The sequence below is a fragment of the Lentilactobacillus diolivorans DSM 14421 genome (assembly GCF_001434255.1).
Taxonomy (GTDB): Bacteria; Bacillota; Bacilli; order Lactobacillales; family Lactobacillaceae; genus Lentilactobacillus; species Lentilactobacillus diolivorans.
The window spans coordinates 91,172-102,858 of sequence record NZ_AZEY01000020.1; the positions used below are offsets into that span (position 1 = coordinate 91,172).

At 38.6% G+C, this 11,687-nt stretch carries 11 protein-coding genes; 5 read left to right on the forward strand and 6 right to left on the reverse strand.

Translation table 11 applies throughout. The features are described 5' to 3' along the window. On the reverse strand, positions 1 to 1,146 hold the full coding sequence (locus tag FC85_RS01790; protein WP_057863857.1) for a cysteine desulfurase family protein: 1,146 nt from the start codon (positions 1,144 to 1,146) through the stop codon (positions 1 to 3). A 176-nt stretch (positions 1,147 to 1,322) separates the two neighbouring features. Beyond that, positions 1,323 to 3,065, reverse strand: coding sequence for a septation ring formation regulator EzrA (gene ezrA, locus FC85_RS01795; RefSeq protein WP_057863858.1), 1,743 nt, complete (start codon positions 3,063 to 3,065; stop codon positions 1,323 to 1,325). A gap of 163 nt (positions 3,066 to 3,228) precedes the next feature. On the opposite strand from ezrA, the gene FC85_RS01800 reads away from it, so the two are divergent. The 5 genes from FC85_RS01800 to FC85_RS01820 all read left to right on the forward strand — a co-directional run bounded on the left by FC85_RS01800 (position 3,229) and on the right by FC85_RS01820 (position 6,843). Then, positions 3,229 to 3,693, forward strand: a complete 465-nt coding sequence (locus FC85_RS01800; protein WP_057863859.1) for a GAF domain-containing protein — start codon at positions 3,229 to 3,231, stop codon at positions 3,691 to 3,693. 202 nt (positions 3,694 to 3,895) lie between these two features. Then, on the forward strand, positions 3,896 to 4,507 hold the full coding sequence (gene rpsD / locus FC85_RS01805; RefSeq protein WP_057863860.1) for a 30S ribosomal protein S4: 612 nt from the start codon (positions 3,896 to 3,898) through the stop codon (positions 4,505 to 4,507). A gap of 183 nt (positions 4,508 to 4,690) precedes the next feature. After that, entirely contained in the window at positions 4,691 to 5,968 is a 1,278-nt protein-coding gene (locus FC85_RS01810; RefSeq protein ID WP_057863861.1) for a replication-associated recombination protein A, read from the forward strand. A 24-nt stretch (positions 5,969 to 5,992) separates the two neighbouring features. Further along, positions 5,993 to 6,286 (forward strand): hypothetical protein, encoded by a 294-nt coding sequence (locus tag FC85_RS01815; RefSeq protein WP_057863862.1) that lies wholly within the window; start codon positions 5,993 to 5,995, stop codon positions 6,284 to 6,286. A gap of 74 nt (positions 6,287 to 6,360) precedes the next feature. Continuing rightward, entirely contained in the window at positions 6,361 to 6,843 is a 483-nt protein-coding gene (locus FC85_RS01820; protein WP_057863863.1) for a universal stress protein, read from the forward strand. 143 nt (positions 6,844 to 6,986) lie between these two features. On the opposite strand, the gene FC85_RS01825 is transcribed toward FC85_RS01820, so the two are convergent. The 4 genes from FC85_RS01825 to FC85_RS01845 all read right to left on the reverse strand — a co-directional run bounded on the left by FC85_RS01825 (position 6,987) and on the right by FC85_RS01845 (position 11,545). Continuing rightward, the gene (locus FC85_RS01825) at positions 6,987 to 7,898 is read right to left on the reverse strand and encodes a helix-turn-helix transcriptional regulator (protein ID WP_057863864.1); all 912 of its coding nucleotides are present in this window, start codon (positions 7,896 to 7,898) and stop codon (positions 6,987 to 6,989) included. Positions 7,899 to 8,011: 113 nt separating this feature from the next. After that, the gene (locus FC85_RS01830) at positions 8,012 to 8,557 is read right to left on the reverse strand and encodes a DNA-3-methyladenine glycosylase I (protein ID WP_057863865.1); all 546 of its coding nucleotides are present in this window, start codon (positions 8,555 to 8,557) and stop codon (positions 8,012 to 8,014) included. A 33-nt stretch (positions 8,558 to 8,590) separates the two neighbouring features. Beyond that, positions 8,591 to 10,108: a glycerophosphodiester phosphodiesterase family protein gene (locus tag FC85_RS01835; RefSeq protein WP_057863866.1), complete on the reverse strand. Its 1,518-nt coding sequence runs from the start codon at positions 10,106 to 10,108 to the stop codon at positions 8,591 to 8,593. Between the two features lie 303 nt (positions 10,109 to 10,411). After that, positions 10,412 to 11,545, reverse strand: a complete 1,134-nt coding sequence (locus tag FC85_RS01845; RefSeq protein ID WP_057863868.1) for a D-alanine--D-alanine ligase family protein — start codon at positions 11,543 to 11,545, stop codon at positions 10,412 to 10,414. Positions 11,546 to 11,687 lie beyond the last annotated feature (142 nt).

Genomic DNA, 11,687 nt, shown 5'->3' on the forward strand with positions numbered 1-11,687 from the left:
CTAACTTAATTTGTCAAATTCTTCATACAACTGGTCAAAAACTTTTACGAATTGTTTGGCTTCATCAAGTGTATTTTGATCACCCAGAGAAATTCGAACGGCACTGGTTGAAATTGAGTCCGGTACATGCATTGCACTCAACGTACTGGAAACAACATGATCCTTGGATGAGCAGGCACTGGTTGTTGAAATATAAATCTGATATTTTTCAAATGCATGAACAATCGTTTCGCCACGAACCCCTTTAATTGCAAAACATAAAATATGTGGGGCAAAACCATCGCTATTTTTTGAGAAAATAGTAACCTTATCAAATTTGCTAATATGATCGGTTATTAAGGTTTTAATTGCCCGCTCGGTTTGGTTTGCCTGTGGCTCTTTAGCAAGTAACAAACGTAATGCTTTTGCCATTGCAGCAATTGCCGGTAAGTTTTCAGTTCCAGAGCGTTGATTTTTCTCTTGCCCGCCACCACTCATCAACGGTGCAATTTGTCGACCTCGGCGGCCATATAGAAAACCAATCCCGCGTGGTGCATGAAATTTGTGACCGGAAAAAGTAATAAAATCAACGCGATCATTGAAAATTTGATTCTCAATTCCCTTACCAATTCCCTGAACCGCATCAATATGAAAATGAATTTTAGGATAACTTTTTAGTAATTCAGCCGCTTCTTTAATTGGCTGAATCGTTCCAATTTCATTGTTAACTGCCATAATTGATACCAACGTTGTGTCTGGCCGAATAGCTGCCTTTAAATCATTAACTGAAATTCGGCCTTCTTGGTCAACTGGCAAATAAGTAATATCGTAACCCAGCTGTCGAAGCTGTTCCATTGAATTGTGAATGGCCGGATGTTCAACTGCTGTTGTAATCAGGTGCTTTCCAAATTCCCGCTTTTGAATTGCTGTTCCTTTGGTCACCCAATTGTCGCCTTCCGTTCCGCCACTTGTAAAGTATATTTCATCAGGATGAACGTGAACCAAGTCAGCAATTTGTTTTCGAGATTGTTCCAACAAACTAAATGCTTGCTCGCCAAAATTATGCAAACTTGAGGGATTTCCCCAAATTCGTTGACTAACTTTATCGTACGTATCAACTATTTCTGGTAGTGCTTGCGTCGTGGCACTGTTATCAAAATAAATCATTTGAAACCTTCTTCTCTAAAAAATAGTGTCTAATTCGAATAAATATAACTCACACGATAATACACCCAAAATCAACGGGTGACAACTACGGTGACACTTTCACAAAACAAAAAGAGTCAACCTAAAGCAATTAATGATTGCCTATGATTAACTCTCTTATTTATCAGCCATGGGGGCTACTTAGTTGATGATTTTTGATCATCTTGCCTGGGCCGCGTCACTTTTTTAGCATTAAAGTAATCTTCCCTTATTTTATCAATCACACCAGATGATTGCTTTTCCAACGCAATCGAAATTGTGTCCAAGCTCTTTTGATAATCGTATTGATGATCAAAGTAAATCCGTGCCTTTTCACTTGCTTCGGCAATTTCAGGATCTAAATTAATAAATCGATTGGCATATTGCATCGTTTCTTCAGCCAAAGCCGCATTATCAATGAGTTTCTCCGTGCGATCGTTCAATGTATCCATATCAGATTGAATAATAATCACTTGCTTAGAAATATCATCAATATCAATCTGTGGTTTACTCATCGCATCATTCAGATGATTGATTTCGCGAACAACAGAGGCAAAATCATCCTGGTAATCGTCTGGAAGCCCTGGCAAATTGTGGTTATCAATTCGACGCTTTTTATTACGCATTTCGAGGTCAAATTTAGCCAATGATTGGCGTGCTTCCTGCTCTTTTTGTGGCAATTGAATAATAGTCTGGAATAGTTGTTTTTGTAACGTCTCAATTTGTCCCAAGTTTTTAACCATTGCCTGCTGCTCATCGTCAATAACCGAATAAACAGCCTTGCCTGTCTTGATCTCCTGGGTTTGATTATCGAATTGTTTCTCAATTGTTGAGATTTGCTGATCATATTGATGATTATTTTCAATTTCCTTGTGATTTAACACATAACCCTTATTCAGGTTTTCAAGTCGAAGTGCCAAATCACTATTCTGCCGACGAACATGATCAATATATTCATCAACCATCTTTGTGTTTGCTTCAACATCCGGCCGCGCTTTTAATTCATCTTCTAATGCATCATATAAGTGATCAATCGCACCAGCAATTTGATCATTGGTTTTCTGAACACTTTCAACATTTAAGGCTGCAAGTTTATCCACATTATTTTTGATTTCTTCACGTAACGTCTCGATTGTTTCCATAAATGAATCATTTGGAAAATTGTAATGTTTCGCCATCATCTCCTGATAACCAGTCTTGATTTCGTCCAGCTGATCAATAAACTCTTTTGAAAGCACGTGATAAAGCTTTGGGATACTTGCCATATCCGACTCCAATTCAGATGTTGACCGGTTTAAGTCGGTCAATACTTCCTCAGCACTATTAGGATCCCCACTCTTGGTAAGCTCGGTAAATTCATCGAATGTCCCTTCGATATCAGCCAACAGCTTCTCAAGAGCATCGATACTCGGACCAAAAGATTCATTTTGGTTAAGCATGTCCTCTCTTAAACGCTTATACTTTTTTTCAAGTTCATCAACAGCCAAATGATGCTGTTTGTTTAAATCATAAAGCTGAGCCAGAGCAGCCTGAATTCCCTTAATTGTGCTATCGGCATCTTGAATGGCCTGGTTAGCACTTTGCCAGTCATTCTTAGTTTTAATAAAGTTAATCCCCTTACCATCCTGCTTGACAGTTGCAATTTTTTGCTCAATGCCTGGCAATAATTGATCTGTATAATGTTGGTATTTTTTTAATAATTCATCATATTTTTTCTGCGATTCACCCGTCAAGTTTAATTTCTTAGCCAATGTAAATTCATCATCAAGCGGAATCTTATTTAAATCCCGTTTGTTTTCATACACATCAGTTGCCATTTTAATCGTTCTTCTTTGATAAAACACAAATCCTAGGTAGCAGGCCCCAACTACCACGATAATTCCTATCAGCAAAGCAAGCATTTGATCCCATCCTTCAATAATAAAGATTTTAATTGTACGTTATTATAGTAAAATGATGCAAAAGCATTTATTATGTATTAATAATTAGTGAAAAGTACTCTAATTTGAATTATATCATAGTAGCTAGGTTTCACCAGATAATTTTTAAAGTGAGGAAAACATTATGCAAAAAATGACAAATTTGCTAAATCAGCAATTGGATGCATTGCTCGAAAATGAAACCGACATTGTTTCAAATATGGCCAATGCCTCTGCTTTACTAAATCAATCACTTGAGCAAATCAACTGGGTGGGCTTTTATCGATACGTTAAAAATCATAATGAACTTATTCTCGGCCCATTCCAGGGAAACGTTGCCTGTATGCATATTAAAAATGGTGATGGGGTCTGTGGTACGGCGTTTACTGATCGTCACCCACTCCGAGTTCCTGACGTCCATCAATTTGCCGGACACATTGCTTGTGATGCAAATTCAAAATCAGAAATTGTTATTCCTCTCTACAAGCAAGAAATTCCGATTGGTGTTTTAGACATCGACTCGCCCGTTCTTAACCGATTTTCTGAAGACGATGAACGTATGCTCAGTGAGTTCGGAAGCGTCTTCTTAAAACATGTGGCCTTAAGTTGACTTAATGTCAAAAAACTTATACAATGTCCTTTGTGTAAAATAATGCAGCGGTAGGCGGTAAGCTCGTCAACATGTTGTTGCCATTCATTTGGTTCTGCAAGTAACTCAATCGGCTGCTTGAGCGAACGAGCAAAGCAACATGCACGAATACTAAGTCTGCAATGGGTTATTTTACTCCAAAAAAATATTGGAGGATTTACTTATGTCTAGATATACAGGTCCAAGTTGGAGAGTTTCTCGTCGTTTGGGAGTTTCACTTTCAGGTACTGGAAAGGAACTTTCACGTCGTCCATATGCTCCTGGCGATCATGGCCAAGGCCGTCGTCAAAAACTTTCTGAATATGGTTTGCAATTAAAGGAAAAGCAAAAGCTTCGTTATACCTATGGGTTAACTGAGCGTCAATTTTCTAATTTGTTTGTCCGTGCTGGTAAAATTCGTGAAGGTAAACATGGTGTTAACTTTATGATTTTACTTGAACGTCGTTTGGACAACATCGTTTACCGCTTAGGTTTGGCAACAACTCGTCGTCAGGCTCGCCAATTGGTAAACCATGGTCACATCACAGTTGATGGCAAACGCGTTGACATTCCATCATACGAAGTTGAAGTTGGTCAAGTTGTTTCTGTTCGTGAGAAGTCCAAGGATCTTCAAATAATTAAGGATGCCGTTGAAGCTGTTGTGGGTCGTCCACAATATGTTAATTTCGACGCTGATAAGCTTGAAGGATCATTGGTTCGTCTTCCACAACGTGAGGAACTTGACGCTGATATTGATGAATCACTTATTGTTGAATACTACAACAAACTTGGTTAATTTATTGGCAAAGGTGTTCCACAGAAATGTGGAACACTTTTTTTATTCTAATCATTAATTTGGTTGGATTAATTTTCAATCATTATTCACAATAGCACTCAATCATGATTGACAGATGTTATAATTTATTTTACGCGAATCAAACCTGATCAATTCTATAAAAGTTTAGAAAGGAGCTTCCTGATGCAACAACCTTTGGCTTATCGGATGAGACCAACAAAAATTGAAGACATTGTTGGCCAACAAGACTTGGTCGGCCCTGGAAAAATTATTAGTCGCATGGTGAAAGCAAAAATGTTATCATCCATGATCCTTTACGGCCCCCCTGGTACCGGAAAAACCAGCATTGCAAGTGCGATTGCCGGTTCAACTAAATATGCTTTTCGAGTTTTGAATGCTGCTACCGATACTAAAAAGGACCTCCAAATTGTGGCTGAGGAAGCCAAAATGAGCGGGACAGTCGTGTTATTACTTGATGAAATTCATAGACTAGATAAAACCAAGCAGGATTTCCTTCTCCCACTGCTTGAAAGTGGCTCAATCATTTTGATCGGAGCAACTACCGAAAATCCCTATATTAACATTAATCCGGCCATTCGTAGTCGAGCCCAGATTTTCGAAGTCCACCCACTGACCCCTGACGATATCAAACTGGCAGTTAAACGAGCCTTAAAAGACAAGGCTAACGGGCTTGGCAACTACCCTGTTCAATTATCGGCCACTGCTCTTGACTTCCTTGCCCGCGCAACCAACGGAGACTTACGGAGTTCACTAAATGGATTAGAACTGGCAGTGAAGTCAACCGAGCCAGATAAAAAGAGCGGAGACATTCACATCACTCAGACCATCATTGAAGAATGTCTCCAGAAAAAAGCGCTAAGTGCTGACAAAAACGGTGATGCCCATTATGATGTCATTTCCGCCTTTCAAAAATCAATCCGAGGGTCAGACGTAGACGCCGCCTTACACTATGCCGGAAGATTAATTGAGTCGGGCGACTTAATTTCACTTATCAGGCGACTACTGGTGATTGCTTATGAGGATATTGGCTTAGCCAACCCCAGCGCTTGTGAACGAACAGTGCAGGCAGTCAATGCTGCCAAACAACTTGGACTTCCTGAAGCAAGAATTCCGTTAGCCAACGTCATTATCGAACTCTGTTTGAGTCCTAAATCCAATTCAGCGATGACAGCTATTGATAATGCGTTGAAGGACGTTCGGGCCGGCAATTATGGGGAAATTCCCCTCCACCTCAAAGATGCTCACTATAAGGGAGCTAAAAAACTTGGCCGGGGGGTTACGTACCAGTATCCTCACGACTTTCCAAACGATTGGGTAAAACAACAATACCTGCCGGACAAGATTAAAGACGCTGAATATTACTATCCTAAAGATAATGGTAAATTCGAATCAGCCTTCAAGGTTCAATACTTTAAACTCAGACAGTCATCAAGACACTAATCAAGCATTGGAGTGACAAACACTATGATCATTACTATTCTGGTTGGGATTGCAATTCTAATTGCCCTATTTATTGGCTATTACCTGCTTTCCCATCTCAACAAGCAATTATTCAACATCCCCGTGCGGGATAATCCGCAACTTGAAAAAACAACCAAATTTGGTGGATTCACTTTTATCATTTTGGCTATTCTTGGATTGATTGCTTTATTTCTCCAAAACGATATCTTAATATTAATTGTTCTGCTATGTACAACGGTTACCGGAACACTTATAGAAATTATTATCATGGGAATTATAAGTCGGCAGAATCGATAAGTGAATTTATTTCTTTGTATTTAAGTGAAAATAACGTACAATTAAGTTAATAGATGAATAAAGGGGTGGGCACAATGTTACAACAATACAAACAAATTCTAGTCCCAGTGGACGGCTCGTATGAGGCAGAATTAGCTTTTAAAAAAGGTGTAGCAGTTGCACTGCGTAATAATGCATCACTTCACTTAGTTCACGTTGTTGATACTAGAGCATTCCAAAACATTTCCAGCTTTGACACGTCAATGGTGGAACAAGTCACTGATACTGCTAAACAGACGCTTGATAAGTACGTTGATGAAGCTAAACAGTCAGGTCTCACCGATGTGGACTACTCGATCGAATACGGTGCACCGAAAACGGTCATTGCACGTGATATTCCTCAAAATCTTAACATTGATTTAATTATGATTGGCGCAACGGGCTTGAATGCTGTGGAGCGATTGCTGATTGGATCAGTGACTGAGTACGTTACCCGAACCGCAATTTGTGACGTCTTGGTTGTCAGAACTGACTTGAATAACAAACCAGCTGTTAATCCAAGCAAACGTGTTGATTAATAAAAATAACGCAACTAAAAAATGGTTCATGACAAGACGTCATGAACCATTTTTTTCAAGATAAATTCCAAAAACAGTTATTAGTAATGTTATTAATGCCATCATCCAACGAAACAGAACAATAATAGCCCATAATCACGCTTTCACTTGACCATCACTGAATCACCAAGATTTTTTGCAAGTTCTTTTTTTACCAGCTCAACAATGTGAGCCTGATTTTGTTTAAGAATTTTATCTGACAAGGCGGTGTTTCCACGTAACTCGGCAACAAACATTGCAGCAAACTGTTTCATTGTCCCTTGCACAATTTGACCCTGTGCGTACAAACACTTGGATTCTAATTCTTCCAAGATGTCAATTTTATAAATTGAATTTGATTTAGTTAAACGATTTAATATATTCTTACAAAGATCCAACGCCCGCTCATAATGTTCAAGCTCAACTTGGACCGCAATAATATCAATGTATAAATCAACAATTGCAAAAAAGTCAACTTTATCATCATTTTTAATTTGATTTAAAATTTTAATACTTTCCTCAATAAATCGCTCCGTTCGATCCTCCTTACCACTCTTTTGATAAGCTAATCCCAAACCTAAATTAGACCATGCCCGATAAAAAGCTAATTCCGACTGCGAATATTGAGATAACATTAAGTTAAAATTATAAACGGCTTCTTCGATATCATCATCAATATACAAGCTGGCATATCCCTGATAACAATAGTACTTCCCTTTTGATAGTTGTGTTTCTAATTTTTCAAAGGAAACCCGACCAATTCTCTCATTCGCCTGCAGATAACAGTGGCGACGCATATCATCTTCAATATATGAAAATAATCGGTCACCATAACGAGAATTATGAGTCACATCCGTAATTTTGAGATCCAAGCGATGGCAGACCTTGCAAAGAATATCTAGATTTTTGTAAGAATTTTGGTTTTCAATTGAGCTGATGGTTGCTTGGGTACAGATATCAGCGGCTAGTTCAGCTTGTGACATTTTTTTCGCCTTACGCGCTTTTCGGATCGCTGACCCATTAATCATCGTAGTCATGTCTAATACCTTATTCCTTTCCCTAATTCGTTAACTATACAGCTTTATTATCATATGATAATTAAAGAAAATCTGCAAGAATTATTTTCAAAATCTCATTAATGCTCATCTTATCAATTTCTAAACTGACAAGCTAACAAATGATCATTTACTACCCCAATAGCTTGCAGAAAACTATAAGTCGTAACGGGACCAATCCGCTGTAATCCAAGCTGTTTAAATGCTTTCACGTACGGTTGAATAAAATACCGATAGTCGTCAGGATGAAGCGGTGTTACTAAATAATGGTCAAGTTGGGTGAAATGAACAGGATCCCAAGTCATCTCAACCAATTGGCTTGGATTTTCTTGTAGCATCTTAGCATTGTGAACAATTGCAGCAATTTTTTGATGATTCCGAATGACCTTTGAATTTTCACAAATCAAGTCAACGTCATCTGGACTTAGCTGTGCCAGGTAGTTAATCGAGAAATGGTGAAGGACTTCATTTAATCCTTCCTCATATTTAAGTATCGTTTGAAACGTCAAACCCGCTTGCATAATTTCCAAGCTCAATCCGCGGAATAGACCGGCAGCACTTTTGACTGGCTTGCCCCAAATTGTATCGTGATAAATGAGTAGCTCGGGACTTTTCTCGGCCCATGAACATCTGTTGGTCATTGTTGACACCTCCTGTATACTAACTACGGAAGTTTACAGATAATCCACTAATAAGTTTAAAATCAGCACCCATTCATCCCGCTGTGGTTTAAGTGAAAGTTGCTTTAATTTGACAGCTTGATCAGTTACTTGACCATTTACCCCCATTAACCACATCCGCTTCATGGAAAGTTGGTGATCGTCTGTCCATGCATATATAGGCCGATTGGTTTTATGAATCGCGTTTATTACCCGCGCATTTAAAGTAATATGTTGTAATGTATAAAAATTTACTTGGTACCGATTGAGATCACTAAAATTCAGCATGGTTACCAACCCAACTCGAATTTGAGGCTCCCGCCGTTTAATTTGTTGAAGATATCTGTATCCAATGGAATGAACCTGATGATGCTGTTTAATCAATTCTGACCTAAACTGATTAATAAATTGATCCCCCATCTTGGGATCAGAATTGTTGGTCACTTTTAGTTCAATAATTAACGGCTGTCGTAAACGATTGGCAACGCGCAAATAATTGCCAAACACCTCGACGTGATGATATTTCTCGATTGTTGCCAATCTTAGGTCATTAATATCCCTAAGCCCCTTGCCGGGAATTTTAACGGCATCATCGTGGGCACAAATAAAGTGATGATCCATGGTTTCTTGAATATCCATTTCTACATATGGGAAATGATAGCGACTATTTTTCTTTAACGCGCTAATAGTATTGGCTTGACTGTTATGGTTAATCACACCACGATGAATAATAATGGTTTGATTCATCGGTTTGGTTGCTTGGTAGCTAGAAACTTGACCATTAAAGAAACACATCAAGACAAGCGAAATAAACGCCAACACAAACAATGTAAAAGAGGGTTTGAAATTGATCACTCTAATTTCTAATAATCGGCAAATAAACAAAATTTCAATTAAAGCCAAGCTAAAAGTAAGGATTCCTGCCGAAACAAAAAACACGATGTGGTTGTTAATCATTGAATTTAGCCAAGCAACCGCAATGATCATTCCCGTTACCACGATCATTAATAGCAAACCAAATAATGACCATTTTAACAAATCTTTCGCTGATCCCTTGCGAAAGGTCAACTTTAAGACTTTTATTGGATGATCACTATTTTGGGTAAACAAGGCTTTTAAATAACCCCGCAAATAAATCGCAACTCCAATTCCAATTAATTCTAATCCACCCAGAATAAATACTAGTGGCCGTCGATTAATTGTAAGCCATGTAAACTGGGAGCCAGACAAAGGCAATGAATCTTCAATGATGCTGCTAAATCCCAATAAGCCAAACGGTAATCCCAAACCAAGGTATAAGATATAAGTCAATAAAAAAGCCAGCTTCGATTTGATCATCCCACTAAGAGAACGCCGAGTCGTTTGAAAAAGGCCAAAATACAACAACCCCATAAATAAGATCGCAAAAATAGTGAAACAAAAAACTACTGGTTCAGACCGTGAAGTGAACGAAATAGCTTTCTGTAACCCAGCTGTTATGCAAATTATCACCACTAATACGTAAATAAATCGTTGTGACGTTACTTTATCCATCGTTTCCTCCAAAACAATCAATCGTTTAGCTCACTTTTTTGGTAATCAAAAACGGAGCTGAGACAAAAATGATTTTGTCCAGCCCCGTTTTGTGTAATCATGATTATTACCATGCAAAAGCGTGACCTCAAAGGCCATTTCCCGCCGTGCAACCGAATTCTCCCAATATTTAATTGCACTTTGGAAGTTAAACCGCCCTTTGTCCCACTCAGCATCATTTTCCGTGTATAACCCCCATCTCAAACTGTGTTTCAATGAAAGGCCAACAATCGAAAAACATCAGATCACAGCAATGATTATCGGCTACTTATTGTCAACATCTTGATCCTTTGGTGGCAATGGTTTGAAATCATAAAGAATCTTTGACTGCCGTTCAAACTCCTCGTTTGCAAGTTGAATTAACCGATCAATCAACTCTGAGTATGAAATCCCTGAAGCAGCAAATAACTGCGGGTACAAACTGATGTTAGTAAACCCGGGAAGTGTATTAACTTCACTGACATAAGGCTTACCATCTTGTGATACTAAAAAGTCAATTCGTGCCATTCCTTTAAGTCCAAGTGCACGATAAGAATCTAAGCCCATCTTGGTGAGTTGCTGGGCCAACGCCACTGGAATTGAAACCGGCACATCAAATTCAACCTTGCTGGCATCCACAAATTTATTATCATACGTGTAAAAGGCATCACTGGCAGGTACTTTAATGGCCCCAACTTTAGAAGCGATTGGATGATGATTACCCAAAATTGAAATTTCGAGTTCCTCAGGTCCCTCGATGGCTTCCTCAACTAATACTTTACTATCATATCGGAATGCATCCCGGATTGCTTCAGAATACGCCTCTTGACTCTCTACCTTATGGATTCCAACGGATGAACCTTGATTAGCAGGTTTAACAAATAAAATACTTCCTAGTTCTTTACTCAAACGCTCATACGTATATCTTTCCGCTGTAAGTGGTGTTAATAATTTGTATCGGGTTGTTGGAACACCGGCAATCTTCAAAATCTTCTTAGTAATGTCTTTATCAAAGGACATTGCGGAACCCAAAACGCCGGAACCAACGTAAGGCTTTTGCAACAACCGTAATAACCCTTGGATTGTCCCATCTTCTCCTAAATTACCATGAATGATCGGAAAGAAAACGTCAATGTCAGAAACTTCACCTAAATTCAAAATTGGCGCCAACGGATTACGCTTGTCCAATTTGGATAGTTCCTGTTTAGCTACTTCGTCTTCGGGCTCACCATCAAAAACTCGAGAAGAAGCATCATGACCCAGGAAGTACCCACCTTTGGTAACCAAAAACAAGCTAACGTCATATTTGCTCTTATCCATTGCATCATAAATATTATGTGCAGAACGTTTGGAAACATCATGTTCGGAAGAATTACCACCGAAGATTAGGCCGACGTGGAGCTTTTTGTTATTTTCCATGATTTCTCATCCTATTCGTATAGATTTCAGAAACCTCATTATACCATGTAAACGTATCCTACGGAATAAATACAGCATGTTTTAATGGTGCTCTTAGAAAACATTCATTTACACCGAATAAAAAGCAACTTTTAACAACAAA